We start from the raw sequence: 23,579 nt of genomic DNA on the forward strand, positions 1-23,579 counted from the left end.
TCAAAGTTAAGATGATGGTATGACAATTTTATATACTCCATAAACCCTTTAAATTAATTAGGTGGTTTATGTCGCACTTCAAGTTTTACTCTGCCCTGCATTTGTCTATATTGGACCAACCAGTGACCATGGCTGGACGTATTCTCATGATCAGGGGCGTATTAAAGCTGAAAAAGCTTTGGGCGGAAAATTTAAAACGACTTACATCGAAAATGTACCTGAAACGGCCGATGCTGAACGTGTGATTCGTAATCTGGCACAGCAGGGCAATAAAGTGATTTTTGCGACCTCTTTTGGTTATATGAACCAGATGGAAAAAGTCGCGAAGCAGTTCCCCAATACCGTATTCATGCACGCGACCGGTTATAAGCAGGGGAAAAACCTAGGCATCTATGATGTACGTACCTATGAAGGTGCTTACATGCTGGGTGTAGTGGCAGGGCAAACCACCAAAACTAATACCTTGGGTGTCGTAGCCTCATTCCCGATCCCGGAAGTGGTTCGTAATATTAATGCCTATACCTTGGGTGCACAAAGCGTCAATCCTAAAGTCAAAACCAAAGTCATCTGGGTGAACTCATGGTTTAACCCGGGTAAAGAACGTGATGCGGCTTTGGCACTGATTTCTCAAAAAGCTGATGTGCTGATGCAAAACACAGATTCGCCAGCAGTTGTGCAAGCTGCCCAGCAAAAAGGCGTTTATGCCTTTGGTTGGGATTCAGACATGAGCAAATTTGGTCCTAAAGCGCATTTGGCTGCTTCAGTACTGCACTGGGAAAAAATTTATACACCAGCAATGCAGCAAGTGGCTAATAAAACTTGGAAACCTGCTGCTCTCTGGTATGGCGTAAAACAGGATGCAGTGAAAATTGAAAACTTCGGGCCTGCTGTTCCTGTCAAGGTGAAACAGTCCGCTTTAAGTGCACAAAGTGCAATTCATAAAGGTACATTACATCCATTCCAGGGTCCAATCTATAAACAGGATGGAACTTTGGTGATTGCCAAGGGCGGAAAAATGACAGATGAAGCGCTTGGAAAAATGAACTTCTATGTGAAAGGAGTTGAAGGTTCATTGCCTAAATAATTCTTTCACTATTTGTATGACTTAAAAATAAAAGAAAGTAAATCCTGAAAAATCATCCCCCAGTCCATGAATCACTTTATGGACTGGGCCAAAATGAGTGGAGACTGAGTTATGAGCGATCTGCCTCACATGTCAAATGACATCGAAATGTCATCGCTCAATGAGCAGCAAATTCCACGACTGGAGCTGATCAATATCAGCAAAAGCTATAACTCATTGAAAGCAAATGACAGTATTAATTTAAAAGTCCAACCTGGGCAAATTCATGCCATTTTGGGTGAAAACGGTGCTGGTAAAAGTACCTTGATGAAAATCATCTACGGCGCCACGAAATCAGATAGCGGTCATATCGTCTGGAATGGCAAAGAAGTACAGATAGAAAGTCCGTCGATGGCCAGAAAACTGGGCATCGGTATGGTGTACCAGCATTTCTCGCTGTTTGAAACTATGACTGTGGCTGAAAATATTTTATTAGGTCTGGATGAGAAAATAGACCTGAAAAGCTTAGGGGCTAAAATCACCGAAGTATCAGAACAATATGGCTTACCGGTAGATCCACGGCGTGAAGTTTTTTCTTTATCGGTTGGTGAGCGACAACGGGTCGAAATTATCCGCTGTCTACTCCAAAATCCTTCCTTACTCATTTTAGATGAACCGACCTCCGTATTAACCCCACAAGCGGTACGTCAGTTATTTAAAACTTTGCGACTGGTGGCTTCGCAAGGTGTTTCAATTCTTTATATCAGCCATAAATTACATGAAATCAAAGAACTCTGTGATGAAGCGACGATTCTGCGTAATGGCAAAGTCACCGGCTATGTATTGCCTTCTGAAAATAGTACCAGTGAACTGGCCAAATTAATGATTGGCCGGGAATTGCCGACGTATGCGCATGTTGAATATACAGGCGAACATCGCACGCTGTTTCAGGTAAAAAACCTGAATTACGAAACTGATGATCCGTTTGGTGTGTCCTTATCCAATATTCAACTCAACCTAAATTCCGGTGAAATTCTGGGCATTGCTGGTATTTCGGGTAATGGTCAATCTGAATTACTGGCTCTGCTTTCCGGTGAGCAAACGGCGAAAAAAGGTCAGGTCTTTCTATTAGATCATGACATTTCTGAACTCAGTGCAGGTCAGCGACGTGATCTAGGCTTGGGTTTTGTCCCGGAAGAGCGTTTAGGTCGCGGTGCTGTGCCGAATATGACGCTGGCACAAAACACCCTGTTAACTGCCTTTCGTCAGGGTTTAAACAAATGGGGCTTTATCCAGTTTGAGAAAACTGTCACTTTTGCCCAGCAATGTATCGAAAAATTTGGGGTAAAAGCTGCAGGACCACAAGCGGAAGCGCGCAGCCTTTCGGGCGGGAATCTGCAAAAATTTATTGTGGGGCGTGAAATCCTGCAACAGCCCAAAGTATTAATTATTTCCCAGCCAACCTGGGGTGTTGATGTCGGTGCATCGATGTTTATCCGTCAAACCCTGATTGATCTTTCCCGTCAAGGTGTTGCGATTTTAGTGATTTCAGAAGAGCTGGAAGAGCTGTTTGAAATTAGCGACCAGATTTGTGTTCTGGCTGGTGGAAAGCTGTCTGCACCTGTTCCAGCTAAAAATACCAATGCAGAACAGATAGGCCTGCTCATGTCAGGTATTCAGGCAGATCCAGCAATAGCTGAGTCCGAGCCTGTCCATGAAGTACATGCGTAGAGAAGAGGTGTAAATATGCATTTATTAGAACCTAGAGAACATCCTTCTCAATTAATGAAATGGCTTTCACCCGTGCTTGCATTACTCGCCATGCTGGCAGTAGGTAGCCTATTGTTTTTAATGCTTGGGGTGAATCCTGCTCAGGCTTTATATATCTTTTTTATTGAGCCATTGACTTCAGTCTATAATCTGAGTGAACTGATAATTAAAGCCAGTCCGCTGATTTTAATTGCCTTGGGTCTGGCTGTTGGGTTTCGTGCCCGTCTGTTTAATATTGGTGCCGAGGGGCAGTTGGCTATGGGGGCCATCTTTGGCGGTGGTATTGCCATCCTGTTTCATGAGCAGATCGGCTGGTGGATTTTACCTTTAATGGTGATTATGGGTGCGATTGGTGGTGCAATTTGGGGCCTGATTCCAGCGCTGCTAAAAACCCATTTTAATGCGCAAGAAACCTTGACCACCTTAATGATGAACTATGTGGCATTTTTCCTGCTGATGTATCTGGTCAATGGTCCATGGCGTGATCCAGATGGCATGAACTTTCCACAATCCGTAATGTTCTCGGAAAGCGCGACCTTGCCGTTGATTATGGAAGGTACACGGATTAACGCTTCAATTTTTATCACGATCATCGCAGTCGTATTGTTCTGGATTTTTATTCGTAAAAGTTTGATGGCTTATAAGCTGGAAGTCAGTGGTCAGGCACCTTTGGCAGCCCAATATGCAGGATTTTCAGCTAAAAAAGCCATCTGGTTAAGTTTGGGAATTTCAGGTCTGATAGCGGGGATTGCCGGAATCTGTGAAGTAGCAGGTCCAATTGGTCAGCTCAATCCAAATATTTCACCGGGATACGGTTATGCAGCCATTATTGTGGCTTATCTCGGCCGACTAAATCCAATTGGAATCGTACTTTCAGGTTTCCTAATGGCGCTAATCTATTTAGGTGGTGAACTGGCACAAATGCAGTTGCAACTCCCAGTCGCGATTACCGGAATTTTCCAGGGCCTGCTTTTATTTTTCCTGCTGGCTTCAGATGCCCTGATTGAAAACCGCTACCGTTTTGCCAAAAAGAAAATCAAAAAAACCATGACCACTGCGCAAGTAGCCTGATCCAGACAGAAGAAGGATAACAACATGAGTATTGAATTAACCGCAATTGTTGCCGGAACTGTCGCTGCGGCAACGCCATTGATCTTTGCCGGGCTGGGTGAGCTGGTAGCAGAGCGTACCGGTGTCATCAATCTTGGGGTAGAAGGCATGATGCTGGTCGGTGCCATTGCTGGATTTGCTTTCGCTAGCCAGTATGAAGCCAGTGTCGCCAGTGCCTTATTTATGGGCGGATTGGCAGGCACATTGATGGCACTAATTTTTGCATTTTTTACTTTGTCCTTAAGTACTAACCAATCCGCCTGTGGTCTGGCACTCACTATTTTTGGGATCGGGATTTCAGCCTTTCTTGGACAGAATTATGTCAGTACCGCCTTACCGGGTCTGGAAAATCTAAAAATTCCGGGACTCGTAGATATTCCATTCATAGGACCAGTCCTGTTCCAGCAAAACTATGTAGTGTATCTGTCCATTCTTGCTTTTGTGTTGGTGTGGTGGGTACTGAGTAAAACTCGTTTAGGCCTGTTACTGAAAGCAGTAGGGGAATCTCCAGAAAGCGCACATGCCATGGGCTATAACGTGCTGGCGATTCGCTATGGTGCAGTCATGTTTGGCGGTGCAATGGCAGGTATTGGCGGTGCATTTTTATCTACGGTTTATACGCCCATGTGGGTTGAAAATATGGTTGCAGGGCGCGGCTGGATTACAATTGCTTTAGTCGTTTTTGCTGCATGGAAACCAACACGTTTGATGTTGGGTGCATATCTATTTGGTGGTGTAACGATTTTGCAGTTTCATGCTCAAGCGCTGGGTCTAGAAGTACCGAATGAACTGTTATCGGCATTGCCATACATCGCAACCATTATTGTCTTAGTCCTCATTTCACATGACAAGAAGTTATTGAAACTCAATTTACCAGCGTCACTTGGCAAAACCTTTAGCCCTTAATCGGACGAATTTCAGGAATTACTTTATGAAAATTATAAGCGCAGATTATGTCCTGACCATGAACTCAAACCTGGACTGTATTAAAGGTGGTGCCATCCTGATTGATGGTGTTCTCATTAAACAGGTAGGAACATTACAGGAAGTAACTCAGCAATATCCTGAAGCTGCAGTTATCCAGTATCCCAAAAGTTTATTGATGCCGGGTTTGATTAATACCCACTGCCACTCAGGCCTGCTCCGCGGTACTGCCGAAGGTTTACCAGTCTGGGACTGGCTGCAGCAGTTTATTGACCCGATGCATCGGGTAGTGACTCCGGAAGATGCCAAAATCGCCTCTTATCTCTGTTATGCAGAAGCGCTGCTATCCGGCACAACTACCATTGTGGATATGTGGCGTTATATGGAAGGTAGTGCCGAGGCTGCACAGCAACTCGGTATACGTGCAGTGCTGGTGCCATATGTGGCTGAACATCTAGATCACAACTATTTTGAAACCCTCAATAGCAATGAAGCTTTAATTCAAAAATGGCATCAAGCCGAAAATGGGCGAATTCAGGTCTGGGTTGGCTTGGAACATCTGTTTTATGCTGAAGAAAATGCATTGGCACGTATCCAGAAAATATGTCATGAATATCAGACTGGTTTTCACACGCATAGCAATGAAAGCAAGTTTGATGTCGAAGAAAACCTTCGACGTTATGGCGTGCGCCCGATCCAGACGCTGGAGCAAATGGGTATGCTGGATGTGCCTCAATGTCTGTTAGCGCATTGTGTCTGGGCTGATTCAACAGAGATCGAAATCTTAAAACACTATAATATTGGTGTCGCACATAATCCGATCTCGAATATGAAACTCGCCTCGGGGGCTGCACCCATTACGGAAATGCTTAAACACGGCATAGCAGTAGGACTGGGTACAGACGGCGAGAAAGAAAATAATAATCTGGATATGTTTGAAGAAATGAAAACTGCTTCATTATTGGCGAAGTTTTCTGGTTTAGATGCCGCAGCACTCGACTCATGGTCAGTCTGTCAGATGGCAACTCGGACAGGTGCCAAAGCCTTAGGTATGCAGGATCAGATTGGTTCGCTAGAAGCTGGAAAACTTGCCGATATGATTGCAGTAGATATTGCGACCCCAAGAATGACACCCTTGATTGATCAAGGCCCGTTATTTAATTTACATACCAATCTGGTACATGCAGTACAAGGACAGGATGTGCACATGACCATGGTGAACGGTCAGGTAGTAGTAGAAAACCGAAAACTGGTGCGTGCTGATCTACAAATCTTAATTGATCAGGTCAATCAGGCTGCTCCAGCCTTGTTCCAGCGCCGCGCGAAATGGCTCGCAGAACAGGGAAGTACGGTCAATGAGTTACAGCGCCTATAAATAGAACTCAAAATTGCCCCTAACTTTAAACAGGCTTATCTATGCTCCAGAATGGATAAAAAGGCTTCGATAAAGTTAGGCAGTCTTTTATGATGAATCTGGCCGACCTTGATCACTTCATAGGTCAGACCATCAGCCAGAAGGTTGTTACTTTCAGCTTTTAATTTCTGCAATGTTAACTGTAAGCCTTTTAACCATTCTTCAAGCGCCTTGATCGGAATATCATTTTTAAGATTTCCACCTTGCATGGCAGTTTTAAAATGACTCAAGGTCGTACTATCTTTAAAGCAGGCTTCCACCTGATGTTCAGTACTTTCAAACAGGTCATGCTTAATCACAAATAAAAATTTTCCAATCGCTGGTTTAAGCGCACTGAGATAAATATTTTTTTTATTCAGGGTATATCTTTTATTTCTGGTATTAATAAATTTTGAATTCCAGCCTTGAGATTCTAGAAAATGATCCATTTCAGCGAAGATGAGATCAGTGAATTGTTCCTCAATGCGTTCTGCGATTTCCTTCAGTTCATGACTGAGCACGATCAGGTTATTTTCCAGCTTTGAGCGCTAGGATTTTTCTTCATTATGCTGCTTGGATTGGGCCAAAATGGCTTGGAAGCATTGTTCAGGCGTCATGATTTTACTCACTTGATATGCAGACTTGATCACTTAATCATGTGACTGAATAGCTTTAATTGCAAGTAGGAAAAGAGGAGGGAGAATTGGTAAGATTTGAAAAATAAAATATATACTTTTATCGATGCAAATTATTGTTTTTAAATTTTATATTCTATATTAAATCATGTTTTATTTAGTTTTAAGCTCGAATCATTACATATTTTGTAGCGATTCAATGGAGTTATTTATAATGACTCATTTTACTTACAATTAGCTGATCAAAAGATGAAGCCAATATAAAGTGGTTAACGAGAATATTGATAGAAAGGATTAAGAAAATATACATCTATAATCAACTATAAAGAGTCAATAATTTTAATTTTTACATATATTTAAACTTTATCTAACAGATATCACTTTTTATCTTATTTAATGGTTTTAGATACCTTTATAGAACCAGATTTTTTCAATTTTCCTCGGTAACAAATTCAAGAATAGAAAGGCGATGACCATCAAGTTTCAGTATAAAAAACGCACAAAAAGACCAAATGTTTTTTATTACGCAATTTGAATTGGTAAATTTTTGTACAAAAGAACTAATGTAGAAAAAATATTTATAGGTAGCATTATTTTTATTAATATTATATTTAATTCCTCTTAAATTATTGAATTTAAAATTTAAAATTTTATTAAATTAAAATTAACAAAAGGATTAGATTAGCTAAACTTCATAACATTATTAATACTTTTCCTTCATTATTTGAAACTAAAAAATTAAATGAGTGTACTATATTTAGTAAAAACGTGATTAAGGTAAAGCATTTAATGTTTATTTCTCCCTTATCTAAGGCTGTCTATACATCCTTAGTTGGATTGCTATTGGCAAATACAACTACTCAGGCCGCTGATACATTTAGTGCAGAAAGTCCGTGGATGTTGGGTGACTGGAATGGTCAACGTATCCAGCTTCAAGAGCAGGGCTATGATTTTAGCTTTGGATATACAGGTGAAATGGCAACTTTGCTTGACGCGAAACGCTCAAATAGCCATGGCACAGAATATACAGGTCAGTTAAACCTGGGTATTCATCTGGATCTGGAAAAAATTGCTGGCTGGCAAGACACTGAAGCACAAATTACAGTAACTCATCGCGATGGTCGCAACCTTTCGAATACTTCTGATGCGCTTACAGGACATTTAAGTTCAGTTCAGGAAGTATGGGGTCGCGGTCAAACTTGGCGTCTAACAGATTTCTGGATCAAGAAACAATTCTTGGATCAAAAACTGGATGTAAAAGTCGGGCGTTTTGGTGAAGGTGAAGACTTTAACAGTTTTGATTGTGACTTCCAGAATCTGGCATTGTGCGGTTCACAAGTGGGTAACTGGGTAGGGGATCAATGGTATAACTGGCCAGTTTCTCAATGGGCTGCGCGGGTTAAATATAACGTTACCCCGGAAGTTTATACTCAGGTAGGGGTTTATGAATACAACCCTGAAAATGCTGACAATCGTGGCAAAGGCTTTAGCCTGAGCACAGACGGATCTAAAGGCGCGATTATTCCTGCAGAAGTGGTCTGGACACCGAAACTGGGTGAGCAAAAACTGCCAGGTGAATATCGTGCCGGTTATTACTACAGCACCGCTGATGCCAAAATATTTGATGGCGTGACTCCACAAGATGAACAAACCCAAAATGGTCATCATCACGGGGGGTGGATTGTAGCTAAGCAACAGCTGACTTCACATCAAGGGGATACATCACGTGGTTTAAGCGGTTTCGTGAACGTCACTGTTCATGACTCTAAAACCAACCAAGTTAGTGATATGCAAAATATCGGTCTTGTCTACAAAGGTGCGATGGATGCCCGTCCACAGGATGAAATCGCTTTAGGTGTTGCCCGGATCAATATGAACAATGATGTATTGGGTAACCGTAGTGAAGAAGTCGATGCAGAAATCTATTACGGCATTCATGCAACTAACTGGCTAACCATCCGTCCAAACCTGCAATATGTCCATCATGTCGGCGCATATAAAGGCGGTGAAAATGTCTGGGTAGGCGGAATCAAGTTTAATACGTCGTTCTAAACGGAGTTTTTAGTTGCAAATACACAATTGATTCTTCCTTTACTTTGGGGCATTGATGAACTGATACTCCAAGTATTCATGTATTTATAACTAAGAACTTAACAATATGGTGTCTATGCCGCTTAAGTGCTTAGACGTTCAAGAAATCAAAAAAAAGGTGTTCAATATGAATACTTCGTCTTCAGGTTCAGTACTGAAAACGATTCTGGCAGCTATTGCTGCCATTTTCGGTTTGGTTCTGCTATTTGGAGGAATATATCTGGCAACACTTGGTGGGTCTTGGTACTACATCATTGCCGGTCTGTTCTTCCTGGCGACAGCAGTGTTATTACAAAAACGTAAAAGCACAGCTCTTATTGTTTATGCAGTATTGGTCCTTGGTACAGTGGTATGGGGGCTTTGGGAAGTGGGTTCAGACTTCTTTGCACTGGCACCACGTCTAGATATTTTAGGCCTATTCGGTCTGGCTCTGCTGATTCCTGCAGTGACTCGCGGTTTTGGCGACAGCAAAGCGGCAAAAATGGCGCTGACTGGCTCCTTGGCAATTACGATTGCTGTCATGATTTACTCTGTATTTAATGACCCGCAAGAAATCCGTGGCGAATTAAAATCACAGCAACCTGCAGTCCATCAAGCCATTCCGGGTATTGCCGATGAAGATTGGCCTGCTTATGGTCGTACTCAGTCAGGTTTACGTTATTCTCCATTAAAACAGATTACTGCTGATAACGTAAAAGATCTGGAGTTAGCTTGGGAATTTCATACCGGTGATGTAAAAACGGATAAAGATTCTGGTGAAACTACGAATCAGGTAACCCCGATTAAAGTGGGTAATAACCTGTTTATGTGTACCACTCACCAGTACCTGATTGCACTTGATCCTGCGACGGGTAAGGAAAAATGGCGTTTTGATCCTAAGCTGAAAGCGGACAATACCTTCCAGCATTTAACTTGCCGTGGCGTATCTTATTATGATGCGAACAATACTGCAGGTTTTGAAAGCAGCCTGGCTGCGCGTTCAACTACGTCTGCCGAATGTCCTCAGAAAGTAATCTTACCAGTGAATGACGGACGTTTGGTGGCGGTCAATGCAACTACTGGTAAGGTATGTTCCGACTTTGGTAATAACGGCGAAGTCGATCTGCAAAAAGACATGCCATTCCCATATCCAGGCGGTTATAACCCGACTTCACCTCCTGTGGTGACAGGTACAACTATTATCATCGCCGGTTCAACCACAGATAACTATTCAACTGAAGAACCTTCAGGTGTCATTCGTGGTTATGATGTAAATACTGGTGAATTGCTCTGGGTATTTGATACTGGCGCAGAAGATCCAAACGCGATTCCAGCTCCTGGTCAAAAATTCGTAAATAACTCTCCAAACGCATGGGCGCCATTGGCTTATGATGCACAGCTGGATATCGTCTATGTACCAACAGGTGTAGGTACACCGGATATCTACGGTGGTCACCGTACTGAGCTAGACGAGCGTTATGCGAACTCTATGCTGGCGATTAATGCATCTACCGGTAAATTGATCTGGAACTTCCAGACTACTCACCACGACTTGTGGGATATGGATGTACCCGCTCAACCGACATTGACTGATATCAAAGACAAAAACGGGAAAATGGTTCCAGCGATCTATGTGCTGACCAAAACCGGTAATGCCTTTGTATTAGACCGTCGTACAGGTGAAGCGATCGTTCCGATTACTGAAAAACCAGTACCTCAGTCAGTAAAACGCGGTCCACAAACCAAAGGCGAATGGTATTCAAAAACTCAACCATTCTCTGACTTTAACCTGGCACCTAAAGATAAATTGACTGATAAAGACATGTGGGGTGCCACTATGTTTGACCAGTTGATGTGTCGTGTATCGTTCAAGAAATTAAACTATGACGGTATTTATACGCCACCCTCTGAAAATGGTACGTTAGTGTTCCCGGGTAACCTCGGTGTATTCGAATGGGGCGGTATGTCAGTCAACCCAGACCGTCAAATCGCATTAACCAATCCAATTGGTTTGCCATTTGTATCTCGTCTGATTCCGCAAGATCCGAACCGTAAGCAGACTGCCAAAGGTGCAGGTACTGAAGCGGGGGTACAGCCAATGTATGGCGTGCCTTATGGTGTTGAAATCAGTGCCTTCCTCTCTCCATTCGGCTTACCATGTAAGCAACCTGCATGGGGTTATGTGGCTGGTGTTGATCTGACCAATCATGAAATCGCTTGGAAACGTCGTATCGGTACGATTCGTGACAGTATGCCGGGCATTCCATTACCTCCATTTAAAATGGGTGTACCAATGTTAGGTGGTCCAATCTCGACTGCAGGTAATGTGATGTTTGTCGGTGCAACTCAAGACAATTACATCCGTGCGATCAACGTGACTAATGGTGATGAGCTGTGGAAAGGTCGTCTACCTGCAGGTGGTCAAGCGACGCCAATGACTTATGAAGCCAATGGTAAGCAGTATGTTGTGATTATGGCGGGTGGTCACGGTTCCTTCGGTACCAAAATGGGTGACTCTTTGGTTGCCTATGCACTACCTGACAATAAATAATGAAGTTTTATAGTTAAGTAAAAAAGCCTGATTCGTCAGGCTTTTTTATGCAAAATACAGGCTGTTATGACAATAAAGCTTGATTAGAAAATCATGAACCTTTAGCTCAGCTTTCCTGCAAGTATTCAGTTTGATCTTATGCAGATGCTGAGTCTTTAAAATTAATAAGACACTTTTAAAACGTTTGAACTCCCATGGCATGAGTGAATGCCATATATCAGGAATATTAGCTATGCACCTTCATACCACGCGGTTGCCGATGAAATCGACTTTATCCTGTCTGATTGCTTGTATCAGTCAAGGAATTTATGCGGAAGAACCGGTTACAGAGGTACAGCGACTGGCTCCCATTGTGGTTGAAGCAACCCGTACAGATCGTGCCATTCTGGAAACACCGGCATCTACCTATTATCTGAATCAGGAACAACAGAATAGCCTGAATGTAAATCTGTCTGAAACCTTAAAAGGTGTACCAGGTTTGCAGCTGAATAACCGCGAAAATTATGCTCAGGATTTACAGATCTCAATGCGGGGCTTCGGTGCGCGTTCGACTTTCGGTGTGCGAGGAGTACGTTTATATGTAGACGGTATTCCTGCGACTATGCCGGATGGGCAGGGGCAAACCTCGAATATTGACCTGAATAGTTTGGATCATATTGAAGTGCTGAGTGGGCCATTTTCTTCGCTATATGGTAATTCTTCTGGCGGAACCATCCTGACACAAAGCCGTGAAGGACAGGGACCTGATTCAGTCACTTTGGGATATTCGGGTGGCAGTCAGAATAAAGGCCAAACGAACCTGGTGCTACAAGGTGGTTCAGAAAATGCTTCTGAACCAAGCTATATCATCAGTTCATCTTATTTTGATACGGATGGTTTTCGTGATCATAGTGGTGCACATAAAGTACTGAACAATGCCAAGCTGACGTGGGATCTGGACGATGGCTCTAAAATTAATTGGATCAATAACTATGTCAAAATTGCAGCAGATGATCCAGGTGGTTTAACTCGAGATCAATGGCGAGAAAATCCTAAACAGGTCGCAGCGAATGTGTTGCTATATAATGCACGTAAAGAAATTGAGCAAGTGCAAACTGGCTTAACATGGAATAAACCCATCAATGAATTAAATGAAATTTATGCAATGGTCTATGCTGGTCAGCGTTCTGTAACCCAATATCAATCAACGCCTAAATGTGCTTATGTTAAGGACACAGATGTTTGTATCCCTAATACAATCCAGCTGGGTAAAAAGCATGCGGGTGGTGTCATTGATTTTGATCGTAACTTTTATGGTGCAGATATCCGTTGGATGGGTAAAGAGGTTATACATAACTTAAAATTGATTGCTGGGGTGGCGATTGATGGCATGACCGAAGACCGTAAAGGCTATCAAAACTTTGTCGGTAATACTTTAGGCGTTAAAGGTGAACTCCGTCGTAATGAAGACAATACGCTTTGGAATGCAGATCCTTATATTCAAGCATCTTATAACTTTGCGCCAGATTGGACGCTAGATGCTGGTTTGCGTTATAGCAATGTGCATTTTAAATCTGAAGATCGATACCTAAGCAATGGCGATAATTCAGGTAAAACGACTTATGAGAAATTACTGCCTTCAGTTGCATTAAGTTGGAAAATTCTTCCTGATTTAATGACTTATGCAAGCTATGCACAAGGTTTTGAAACACCAACATTTACCGAAATGGCTTATCCGGCTGATGGTAGCAACGATGTACTAAGCTTAAAAGCGGCTGAAAGTGAAACTTATGAGCTAGGATTAAAATCTGCGAATCGCTTTGGTGATATGACCTTAGCAGCATTTCAGACTCAAACCAAAAATGACATTGTTTCTGCGGGAAGTGATGGCGGGCGCTCAACGTTTCGTAATGCAGATAAAACTCTAAGAAAAGGATTAGAGCTATCTTGGAATAAAGATCTTTGGCGTGATCTAACAGCTCAAGCCAGCTATAGCTATATTGATGCAACATTTGATGCCGATATTCCAGCAATTGGTACAGTAGCTGCAGTTTCGTCAGGTAATTATATTCCTGGAATTGCTAAAAATCAGGCTTTTGTCAGTCTAGGCTGGAAACCTGAAAATGGCTTTAATGCAGGTCTTGATGTGCGTTATTCAGACCGAATTTTTGTGAATGATATTAATTCTGAAGTTGCACCAAGTTATACAGTGGCTGGGGCTAATGTAGGCTATAACTGGAATGTCAAAGATTTATCTATAAAAACGTTTGCACGCGTAGATAATCTGTTTGATAAGGATTATTCAGGTTCAGTCATTGTCAATGAAAGCAATGGTCGTTTCTATGAACCTGCAGAAGGTCGTAACTGGAGTGCTGGATTAAGCGTGACAAAACAGTTTTAATTTAAATCTGATTTAAGCTTTCTCAATTTATTCAAGATTAATATTCACATATGAGTGTCCGCCAAGATAAGCAATAAGTGCAAATCTAAGGCGGACATTTCTATTTAAAGCTAATATATAATTCATTTCGTATAATGTATATTATGTTAAATTAAATATTATGCATATAGCCTATTTCTGTATGCAGCACTCACCAATTAGTTAATATCTCTTTTTCATCCATTCATGTTGAACGTAGATATTAAGATTAGTCTTAAGGTTTTCTTTATATAAATCACTTAAATATTTGCCTCATAACCTAGATGAAGCTCATCCGCAATTTTCCCTCGAATACCCCCCAGTTTTCTTTAAAAGTTTCAAATATGGTTATTTCAATATCATTAGATTTAATCCCACATAAATGACTTATATTTTTAATAAAAGCCTAAATAAATACTCTTTTGGTCTCTTCGTTCTTCCTTCAAATATTGAAACCTCGATAATGATATAAAATCTAGATCGATCCTTTGGATAAATAAAATTTCAGACTCTAAAGGTATAAATCGTTGAAAAATATTTTCCTCGAGATAACTTAGCTCTTTGATTAAAGCTTGATGGATAGCTTTATTTAATATACTTCGATTGTTTCATTTAAAGCATAAATTTTTACTTGAGACATTGTTTTCTACGCTCTTATAGTTACAGTTTTAATTATAGTGTGGGCTTTAATCTGGCTGGCATTGTTGTTCAGCATCATTCATAAAAAGTTCAATTATTTATACAAAACAACTAAATGCTGCCCTGTCTAAATTGTTAAAATTCTGGTCCTCTATAAAAAACTTGAAGATTGATAAGGACTAAAGTGAACAGACAACATGATTTACCTGAACTAAGTAAATATAGTGAGCTAAGTAGCGATGAACAAGTAGCTATTCATCAAATGCTTATCTCTTACGTACGCTCAGATCACTTTTATAATATTATCTTAACTCACAATGTTGAACCTTATGACTTGGTTAAGCTTGTAAGTATTAGTTTTGAAAATAGAGACGCAGCTATTTGGGTTCATTTTGAAACAATAACTGCTGAAAGACTAACTATGCCTCTCGATTTTATTTCAAGAATAGAAATATGTAATCAGGAAATATTTTAAATACTGAGACTTGAAGTGCTGAAATTTATTTAAGTTGTCTCGGAATTTTACATCCATTAGAAATAGAGATGGTTAACCATCTCTATTTTTTAAACTGAAAATTTAATTATTTTATAAATTTCAAAAACTTAAAATTATAAATATAACATGTAATATAACAATTTCTTTAAAATAACATATCACATGTTACATCTTAATCTGACTAAGCCATCACCTGAGCTTTGTATAAATCATCTTCGTGCTGTCTGAGTAATTCTATAAAAGCAGGAATAGTGTCTGGTTCCAGGAGATAAGGATTAAATCCATCATGATGATTCTTGATAAAGAACTCAATGAAATCATTATGGACATTGGCATACTTCATGTGCCAACTGGAGAAAAGATATGAGTCGATTATTTCATAAGAGAGAATTTCACAGTTCTTATGGCGTGGATCTTTGACTATTCGATTGTAGAAAAGGTCTTTTACATCTTCTTCAGTACCTTCCAGACACTGGACAAAATAATTATTACCAAAATAGAGTGCGCCATAAATTTTGTGTAACTCATTAAATTCTAAGGCTTCTGTTAAAATATTATAAAGTTCAGAAGTAGAGTATCTCTCATCTTTGAACTTACTTACATATAAAAGCCTTACATCATTCATAATAAAAATTTCCTCCTGCTTAAAAAAGATCCATACGAAAATATAAAAATTTGAACGAATGGTCAATAAAAATGTAATGACAAGGTAATTTAATGGTCAAATTACATACTTCTTATTATTACTGTTTTTATATAGCTATTTGATCTTTTAAATCAGGATTCATGACAAGGTTCTCTTTTCGTAAAGAACCTTGTGTTATTGAATTACAGGTCAGTTTATTTTTCTTGCTTTTCTATATGTACTGTTGCTGTTCGCCCTGCAACGAAGGCAAGTTCATTCTTTGGTAACTCATCCAGAATAATCTTAACAGGAACACGTTGGGCTAAACGCACCCAGCTAAAAGTTGGATTCACATTCGCTAAAAGTCCTGAACCAGCAGTACGCTCACGATCTTCAATCCCCGAGGCAATACCTTGCACATGGCCCTTAAGTTTTTGCGAATCACCCATCAGCTGAATTGTAGCTGGTGCTCCCACGTAAATTTTATCCAGTTTGGTTTCTTCAAAATAACCGACTACATAGAGCTGCTTGCGATCTAGTAATGCGGCAACTGCTTGGCCAACTTTGACATAGTTCCCTTCTTTTAATTCAAAATTTGATAATGTCCCATTTGCCGGGGCAACAACTTCTGAACGATGTAAATTAAGTTGCGCGAGATTGAGGTTATTCTCGGCGACTTGTATTAATGCTTTTTGCTGCTCGATATTCGCTTTGGCCTGTTCGATTGCAGCTAAGGACTGCTCATGCTCGGCATGTGATTCATCCCGTGCAGCAAAAATCTGATCCTGTTCCTGTTTTGAAATAGCACCATCCATTAAGCTTGAATAACGACTTGCATTCTTGTCTGCCAGATGAATATTTGCTTGGGATTTCACGACATTGGCTTTAGCATTCACCAGTTCAGCCTCAGCTTGCGCTAGACCTGCTTTTGCTTTCGCAAGATCCGCACGAGCTTCTTGAACATCCAGTTCTTGACGTTCAACATCAATTTTAAATAAAGGCTGCCCTTTCTTGATGGTCTGGTTATCCTGCACCAGGACTTCTGTGACCAGGCCTGAAATATCTGATGACACCTGAATTACATCACCACGTACACGCCCGTCCCTCGTCCATGGCTCAGAATTATAATAATTCCAGATATGTCGAATCACTAAAATGGCGAGAACAGCCACTACCGTCAAAAGTACAGGTCGCAAATATTTGCGTAAATTGACAGATGTCATATACGGTTTTCCTCAATCATTTTAATATCAGACCTCATAGTAATAAGCCTGCCCAATGGACGGCGCCCAGCAAAAGTACGTAAGTGCATAAATAGAAAATATTCGGCATGATGATCCAGTCATTTGCGACTAGTCTGTCTAGCCACTTCATCAAGATTCTGAGCAGTACATAGGCAATCACAGCTTGAATCAATAAAATCGGCACATACACACCATAGATATTCAGCTCTCCCATGTATTAATCTCCTGCGCCTGCATATCTTGGCGGTGTCTTGATATGACATAAGCTGCTACGAATATTGTTGAGTGAAATATGCAGCCGTTCTACAACATCTGTATGTTCCTGCATGATGAGATCTGCTTCCAAAGCCTGTATTTTGTTAATTAACTGTGTGAAGGCAGCATCATAATTTTGTCCAATTTCTTTGGCACGAAAATATTCATCCAGCTGTATTTGAAGATCTTCGAGTTGCTGGGTCAAAGGCTGCTGTTCAGGTAACTTGAGTATGAGTTCTTGTAACCGTGCCAGATCCACGACGGCGCTGGATTCAATGAGTGCTTGATTGATTTTATTTTTTAGATCTTCAGATTCTACTGTTTTAGTATTTAATACCCCGATGCGGTCAATCATCGTACGTAAATGAATACGGAACCGTACCCCATAAGGAATATACAGTGCCTGACGAATGGCTCGGTTATGAATGGCCAAAATGCGCTGTACGGTTATATCTGGAGACATTGCACGGATCATATGGATAATAAATACAGCGATGATTGGCCCAATCACTGTACCAATCGCTGCATCAAAGAAAGAAATTTGATCCAGGGTATAACGGTTATGAAAATTCAGCCCCATGATCGTACCCATCAACAAAGGCAAACCAATTCCAACCAAGGGTGGATGCAAAAAAAGCATCAGGCAATATATGCAGAATGGTGCAAGTACAAGTGCTAACTGCCAGAACTCTATAATATTTGGAAAAATTCCATAGGCATATATGAAGATCACGAACGAAGCATATAAGCTACTACGAATAAACAGCTTTAATGCAGGCACCGGATTATCCAGCGCCGTTAATATACATGCACTAATTGCAGCCATTTCAGCCAGCATAAATCCAGCTTTCCAGCCGCTTAAGATCCAAAAGGCAGTAGCAATAAAAACAGTGAGGCATGCAGAAACCCCGCCCCGCACTGCTACGCCATGATCACGATGCAGAGTTGGATAGTTTGTAGTAAGTGGAACAATCATTTCAGGCAGTGAAGTATCCCCTTGTTGGATTCGCTGCCAGATCAACTTAATTGCATGGATATTCTGAATGAAATGGCGGATATCCATTTTCAAGCTTTTCAATATCACAATTTGATCATCTTTTGAATGTTCAAAAATTTTCAGGAAATCTTTTTCAAAATCAGTGGGAAGCTGATTCAGTTCAGACTCTTTTAATGTATGTTCATCAGTTAGATATTTATTAATTTTGGAATGTAAATCTGCTAATGGCTGGCGATATCCTGTATCAATGAAGTCTAACTGTTGCATGCGTTCTGACATTGCCACCAAATTACTCACCAGCATTGTGATCTGATTCAGCATTTCCTGCAGTGGTTTGGTCATTCCCTGTAGAGCCGACTTTTCATAGCTTAAATGCACAGCCATGACATGAATATCTGCAATATCTGCAGCTAATTGGCTTAAAGCTTTTGTATAGTTCTGGTCTTGACGTGGTTCTAATAGAATTTTATTAAAAATCTGCTGAGTATCCACTAAGGTTTTACTGACACGACTTTTCACTGCGGGGCCAATATGCATTGGAAATATCGTCGTTGTCACAATCGCACTGCAAACGACGCCAATTGTAATTTCCAGAAAGCGTCCTACTGCCATATCAAATAATGAAGCAGTATCAATAAAGTAAATTATATTGAAGCAGATAATGACAGTCGTATATCCAGCCAGCATCAGTATATAACTGCGCGGTGTACGATCAAGCAGAGAGAAATATAAGCAGAGGCCAACCCAGCAGGATAAAAACAGCGTAAACAACCACGGTGTATTGATTAGCCATGGAGTAACTGCAACTGCCACAATTGCGCCTAATAAAGTACCTAGTACACGATAGATACTTTTTGAAGCGGTCATACCCGTATAAGGATTGGCAATAACGAAAACTGTGCCAATAGCCCAAATCGGATAAGCAAGATCCAAAATCAATGCAACGTAGAGCGCCAAAATACCAGCCACAAACGTTTTAGTCGCAAAAATCCAGTCCATTTTATTTGGACGAAATGCGAGTAAAGATTTTATAAGCAGCATGGTTTCTCTCTAAGAGCTTATTTCATTTTCTAAAGTAAATAACCTGCCCACCAAGCCCAAAGAGCTCAGTGACAAAATTTTTACTTGTTGAAAGGCTATAAAATTAGAATATTCAGCTGATTAAACTGAAACTGTTTGATGAAAATATAAAAAGCAAAAGACAACACTTTGCTTAATTATTCATCATTGGATATTTATGTGATTAATTTTTTCAAATAAACGCTTTATTGTCAATAAAAATATCTCTATATGAGAATAAGTATGATTTTTTATCATTGCATAGGCCGTTATGCTGAATATTTATCTCTTTTCTTCCTATATCCTCATGATTCGAGAATTTAAGATAAATAATTGCCTCTACTACCTTCTTTTAAGCTAAAGTGAGTCATCATCTTTTTCAATGGTCAGCATTTCAGGTTTTTTATGGCGCAAGCAAGTTTTGGAAAAATTCTTACGGTTCTCGATCTATTTTCATTATCACGTTCAGTGATTAATGTAGATATCATCAGTGAAGAATTAAACCTCTCCAAACCTACCAGTTATCGCTATTTAAAAGAATTGGTATCGGCTGAACTTTTACAGCGAATCAGTGGCACATCCGGTGACTACACCTTGGGTTCAAAAATTGCTGTTCTGGATTATATTTCAAGAAAAACTGATCCTTTGGTACAGATCAGCATTCCCTTTATGCAGGAAATCGTCGAACGGACTGAGTTCTCTTGTATATTGACTCATCTCAATTATGATTCTTGTATCGACTTACATGACGAAGTCTTTAAAAATGCACATCTGCTTTCATTCGGACGCGGTTGTCCACGTCCTGTCTATGTCGGCTCATCGTCAAAAGTCATCATGGCACATTTACCGAAGCAAGCTTTGCTTGATTATTATCAACGTTATGCAGATGCATTTGAAGAAGTGGGATTTGTGCAGAATGAAACCGCTTTTCTGGAACAAATGAGAAAGATTAAAAAACAGGGTTATTATTATTCTAGTGGTGAACTTGATCCTCAAGTTGCCGGTTTGTCTGTACCAGTTAAATTCTCTCTTAAAGAACCACCTTTAGCGCTTACTTTATTAGCTTCAAAAAATAGATTTGATTTCGTAAATCTGGACAAATTAGTACAAATTCTTCAGGAGAAAGCACAGATTATTGAAAATAAGTTCCTCCACCATCCTGCAAGCACAAGTGACATTCGTAATAATTTAACCAAATAAAATTTAAATTATGTTTGAAAAACTATTCATATTCTCATAATATGATTATTAGTCTTTAAGTCATAGCATTCTTACTGAATTAAATGGCGAGAAGATTCCTCAGAGGTAAAAAAGCCTATTTCGAATGAGATAGGCTTTTTTATTTTAATTTTGGATTTATAACAATAATGCGGATACATTTAAAGAAAGTTAAGAATTTTACAATTGCGATGTGTAGATAAAATCTAAAGTTAGAAATTTGAAACCGTATAAATTCATCCATTTTATGCTTTTAATTTTAGCTCTGCCTTAGAATCCTTCTTGATCAAAAACGAGATAACTAAGAAGCCCATTAAGCTTCCTATAATTGAATCATAAAATCTTTATAGCTTAAGAATATTATCCCAGTACGGCGGATCTCCAATTTCTTTTAAAATAAAATCAAGCACAGTTCTAACCTTTTGCGAACGAATTCTGTTTTCAGGAGAAACCAGATGAATCCCTATAGAATAAGGTTCCACTGTACTGATCCAGTCAGGAAGGAGTTGAACCAGTTTATGTGTTTTGAAATAGTCTTCCATAAAAATCCAGGTTGGAAATAATACAATCCCCCGTCCTTCCAATGCCGCATCTACCAGGACTTCTGCATTATTGCTTCTTAAAGGTCCTTGTGGCTCAATTAAAATCGGAGTGTCATGCTCCTGTTGACGGAAATACCAGCGTTGGCTTCCTGAAACGCCCTTATACACCAGACATTGATGATTCTGAATCTCGTATGGGGAATGTGGAGTTCCATGTTTTTCAAGATATGCAGGACTTGCACACAGTACATATTTTTGATCACAGACCTTGCGTGCAATTAATGCTGAATCCTGTAATGAGCCAATCCGTATGGCAATGTCTACGCCTTCTTGTACAGGATCAATAAAAGTATCCGTCAAGATCAGCTCGACTGAAAGATCTGGAAAGCTATCATGCAAGTTATTCACTATACGCGATATATGTAGCCTTCCCAGCGCAACCGCCGTATTGATGCGAATTAATCCTCTGATCGCATTTCTACCAGAAATTTCTTCATTGGCCAGATCTAGCGTATCAAGCACTTCCTTAATTTGCACAAAGTACTTTTCTCCTATGTCAGTCAGCCGGACAGAGCGTGTATTACGATAAAAAAGTTGCTGTCCAATTTCCTGTTCAAGTTTGGAAATAAAACGAGATACTGAGGAAGATGGAACCTGAAAATGCTTTGCTGTGGCTGAAAAACTGCCTGTGGTTGCCACCATCACAAAATAGCGTAATGCATTGAGTTGCATACCTGATCTATCCCTGAATTTAATTTAATCATTTTATTATTGTCATAATAGCAATTATGTTTTGAAAAATTACGGAATTGTAGCTTTTAGATAAGAGAATATAATTCGGTGCTTTCTTCTTTTGGAAAGCATATATGAAACAGTTGTGGATTTTCCCATTAGTCGTTCTTGCAGGTATGGGATTATCTGTTGAAGCGGGTTTACTGGGTCCACTCGGGGAAGAAATTGGCCATTTCTGGGCAACCTTGGGAATTTTCGCGATCGGCTCACTGCTCTTAACCTTCGGACTGATCTTTAGCCGTCCAAAACTTTCTCTCATGTTCAAGCAGCCACGGTGGCAACTGATTGGTGGCATATTAGGCCCTATATATGTAGTAGCTTTAACTATAGCAACACCTCATATTGGCGTTGGCCTCACCATGGTGGGCATCCTTTTTGGCCAGGTTGCGACCAGTCTTATTATTGATCACTGGGGTTTGTTAGGTAGTCATAAACGGGCTGTAGATAAATATCGTATTGGCGCGCTGGTGGCTATTTTAGCTGCATTATGGCTTATTCAATAAGGAAGCTTCTCCATGATTTATATAATGTTATTAGTCGTTATTTTTGGCGGAGCAGTTTTATGTGCTCAATCTTCAATTAATGGTCGTCTAGGTGCTAAAGTAGGCGTATTAGAAAGTTCTTGGCTGACCTTTGTTTTAGGTGCTTTAGTCAGTTTTCTAATTGCTTTCTTTCTTGAACCAAACCATGAGTTGAATTTATTCACCGCACCAAGATGGCAGTTAACAGGCGCATTTTTTGGCGTAGCCTATATGCTCACCATTGTATTTGCCATGCCTAGACTGGGCGCTGCTGCCACCACTGTCGCCGTCATTAGTGGACAGTTATTAATGAGTCTGCTTATCGACCATTTCGGTTGGTTGAATAATCCGGTGATTCATTTAGATGGCTCCAGACTAGCAGCAATTGCTCTATTAGCCGTTGCACTATTTTTTATCTATAAAAGTAATATTGCAGCCAAAGCACAAGCTGAAAATTAAGATGCTGTGAAAGGAGAGATTTTAGGTTTTAAAATCTCTTTTTTTATGCGGTCATAAAGTTATTGTGAGGAATCTAAGGGTAATATTAGGCATAGTTCATAAGTCATTTCACTTAAGCATGCATAATCAATTTTCAGGCAATAAACAAATTCTTGTAGTTTCAAACTTTTCTGAACTCGTTAATTCGCATTTTAAGGGGGAGATGAATGCGATTTGCTGGTCTAGAAATTTAGCGGGCGATTTTGCCGAGATCGTGAATAAGCTTCATTTAGAGGAAAATATGACCGAAGTTTCAATTGATGATCTGATGACACTCCAGCTTTCAGAAAGCGGTCATCTGGCAAGAGAGATTATCTTAAAAGATATACAGCGACTAACTGACTACGGCGCTTCCCCTTCACTCAATCTGCTCAAATGCTATGAACGGGATAATGAGCTTGATTTTATTACTACAGATGTCTATTCATTTCATGTCGATCGCTCACCGATTGAAACAGATACTTTCTTATGTACCTATCATGGCGCTGCAAGCGATATCTTGCCCAATGATCAGGTGGAACAAAAGATTCTGATTTCAGAAATCAGGGCAAAGCTGAAAGAATTATATGATGGCCCAGAAGCCGGATTTGAAGATTTTCTGGAAGAGTATTTCTTTAATCTGCATTATCAACCTAAGCCTAATGCAAAACCTGTAAATTTAGGTCAAGGCCATCTTTGGCGATTGGCAGTAGATCATCCCACCCAACACGCTCTACCATGTGTACATCGGGCTCCAGTTGAAAATGAGGGTGAATACCGATTGCTTTTGATTTGTTAAA

The 23,579-nt window shown here is 40.2% G+C and carries 19 protein-coding genes and 1 pseudogene; 13 read left to right on the forward strand and 7 right to left on the reverse strand.

Translation table 11 applies throughout. The annotated features are described in order from the left end of the window. Positions 1-61: 61 nt before the first annotated feature. The 5 genes from F897_RS10200 to F897_RS10220 all read left to right on the forward strand — a co-directional run bounded on the left by F897_RS10200 (position 62) and on the right by F897_RS10220 (position 6,242). Entirely contained in the window at positions 62-1,084 is a 1,023-nt protein-coding gene (locus tag F897_RS10200) for a BMP family ABC transporter substrate-binding protein (protein WP_005235612.1), read from the forward strand. 111 nt (positions 1,085-1,195) lie between these two features. Then, complete coding sequence (locus F897_RS10205; protein WP_005235614.1) at positions 1,196-2,794, forward strand: ABC transporter ATP-binding protein; 1,599 nt, start codon at positions 1,196-1,198, stop codon at positions 2,792-2,794. 15 nt (positions 2,795-2,809) lie between these two features. Beyond that, positions 2,810-3,904 carry an ABC transporter permease gene (locus tag F897_RS10210; RefSeq protein ID WP_005235616.1) on the forward strand — a complete coding sequence of 365 codons (1,095 nt, stop codon included), beginning with the start codon at positions 2,810-2,812 and terminating at the stop codon, positions 3,902-3,904. A gap of 24 nt (positions 3,905-3,928) precedes the next feature. Further along, positions 3,929-4,849, forward strand: coding sequence for an ABC transporter permease (locus F897_RS10215; protein ID WP_005235622.1), 921 nt, complete (start codon positions 3,929-3,931; stop codon positions 4,847-4,849). A 25-nt stretch (positions 4,850-4,874) separates the two neighbouring features. Then, positions 4,875-6,242 carry an amidohydrolase family protein gene (locus tag F897_RS10220; RefSeq protein ID WP_005235624.1) on the forward strand — a complete coding sequence of 456 codons (1,368 nt, stop codon included), beginning with the start codon at positions 4,875-4,877 and terminating at the stop codon, positions 6,240-6,242. Positions 6,243-6,277: 35 nt separating this feature from the next. Here F897_RS10220 and F897_RS10225 read toward each other — a convergent pair whose 3' ends face one another. Continuing rightward, a complete protein-coding gene (locus F897_RS10225) occupies positions 6,278-6,781 on the reverse strand; it encodes a hypothetical protein (RefSeq protein ID WP_005235625.1) in 504 nt (167 codons plus the stop codon). A 903-nt stretch (positions 6,782-7,684) separates the two neighbouring features. Between F897_RS10225 and F897_RS10230 the strand changes: the two genes are divergently transcribed. The 3 genes from F897_RS10230 to F897_RS10240 all read left to right on the forward strand — a co-directional run bounded on the left by F897_RS10230 (position 7,685) and on the right by F897_RS10240 (position 13,896). Next, positions 7,685-8,947, forward strand: a complete 1,263-nt coding sequence (locus tag F897_RS10230) for a carbohydrate porin (protein ID WP_005235628.1) — start codon at positions 7,685-7,687, stop codon at positions 8,945-8,947. Between the two features lie 166 nt (positions 8,948-9,113). Further along, entirely contained in the window at positions 9,114-11,516 is a 2,403-nt protein-coding gene (locus F897_RS10235; RefSeq protein ID WP_005235630.1) for a glucose/quinate/shikimate family membrane-bound PQQ-dependent dehydrogenase, read from the forward strand. A 232-nt stretch (positions 11,517-11,748) separates the two neighbouring features. Then, entirely contained in the window at positions 11,749-13,896 is a 2,148-nt protein-coding gene (locus F897_RS10240) for a TonB-dependent receptor family protein (RefSeq protein WP_005235633.1), read from the forward strand. A 278-nt stretch (positions 13,897-14,174) separates the two neighbouring features. Here F897_RS10240 and F897_RS17950 read toward each other — a convergent pair. Further along, positions 14,175-14,554 (reverse strand): annotated as a pseudogene (locus F897_RS17950) (tautomerase family protein). Between the two features lie 183 nt (positions 14,555-14,737). Here F897_RS17950 and F897_RS10245 point away from each other — a divergent pair. Continuing rightward, positions 14,738-15,028 carry a hypothetical protein gene (locus tag F897_RS10245; protein ID WP_004785797.1) on the forward strand — a complete coding sequence of 97 codons (291 nt, stop codon included), beginning with the start codon at positions 14,738-14,740 and terminating at the stop codon, positions 15,026-15,028. A gap of 202 nt (positions 15,029-15,230) precedes the next feature. Here F897_RS10245 and F897_RS10250 read toward each other — a convergent pair whose 3' ends face one another. The 4 genes from F897_RS10250 to F897_RS10265 form a co-directional block, all read right to left on the reverse strand. Next, entirely contained in the window at positions 15,231-15,674 is a 444-nt protein-coding gene (locus F897_RS10250) for a BLUF domain-containing protein (RefSeq protein WP_005235635.1), read from the reverse strand. Between the two features lie 215 nt (positions 15,675-15,889). Then, on the reverse strand, positions 15,890-16,897 hold the full coding sequence (locus F897_RS10255) for an HlyD family secretion protein (protein ID WP_004785789.1): 1,008 nt from the start codon (positions 16,895-16,897) through the stop codon (positions 15,890-15,892). A 34-nt stretch (positions 16,898-16,931) separates the two neighbouring features. After that, a complete protein-coding gene (locus tag F897_RS10260) occupies positions 16,932-17,132 on the reverse strand; it encodes a DUF1656 domain-containing protein (RefSeq protein WP_005235637.1) in 201 nt (66 codons plus the stop codon). Positions 17,133-17,135: 3 nt separating this feature from the next. Further along, a complete protein-coding gene (locus tag F897_RS10265) occupies positions 17,136-19,211 on the reverse strand; it encodes an FUSC family protein (RefSeq protein ID WP_005235639.1) in 2,076 nt (691 codons plus the stop codon). 423 nt (positions 19,212-19,634) lie between these two features. Between F897_RS10265 and F897_RS10270 the strand changes: the two genes are divergently transcribed. Beyond that, entirely contained in the window at positions 19,635-20,429 is a 795-nt protein-coding gene (locus tag F897_RS10270) for an IclR family transcriptional regulator (RefSeq protein WP_005235641.1), read from the forward strand. Between the two features lie 362 nt (positions 20,430-20,791). Here the strand turns inward: F897_RS10270 and F897_RS10275 are convergent, their stop codons facing one another. Then, the gene (locus F897_RS10275; RefSeq protein WP_005235643.1) at positions 20,792-21,721 is read right to left on the reverse strand and encodes a LysR family transcriptional regulator; all 930 of its coding nucleotides are present in this window, start codon (positions 21,719-21,721) and stop codon (positions 20,792-20,794) included. Positions 21,722-21,855: 134 nt separating this feature from the next. Between F897_RS10275 and F897_RS10280 the strand changes: the two genes are divergently transcribed. From F897_RS10280 to F897_RS10290, 3 genes are all read left to right on the forward strand, one after another. Further along, a complete protein-coding gene (locus F897_RS10280; protein ID WP_005235644.1) occupies positions 21,856-22,284 on the forward strand; it encodes a DMT family transporter in 429 nt (142 codons plus the stop codon). A 12-nt stretch (positions 22,285-22,296) separates the two neighbouring features. Continuing rightward, complete coding sequence (locus F897_RS10285) at positions 22,297-22,761, forward strand: DMT family transporter (protein ID WP_005235646.1); 465 nt, start codon at positions 22,297-22,299, stop codon at positions 22,759-22,761. Between the two features lie 118 nt (positions 22,762-22,879). Further along, on the forward strand, positions 22,880-23,578 hold the full coding sequence (locus F897_RS10290; protein ID WP_034580967.1) for a DUF1826 domain-containing protein: 699 nt from the start codon (positions 22,880-22,882) through the stop codon (positions 23,576-23,578). Position 23,579 lies beyond the last annotated feature (1 nt).

The sequence above is a fragment of the Acinetobacter variabilis genome (genome assembly GCF_000369625.1).
In the GTDB taxonomy this organism is placed as follows: Bacteria; Pseudomonadota; Gammaproteobacteria; order Pseudomonadales; family Moraxellaceae; genus Acinetobacter; species Acinetobacter variabilis.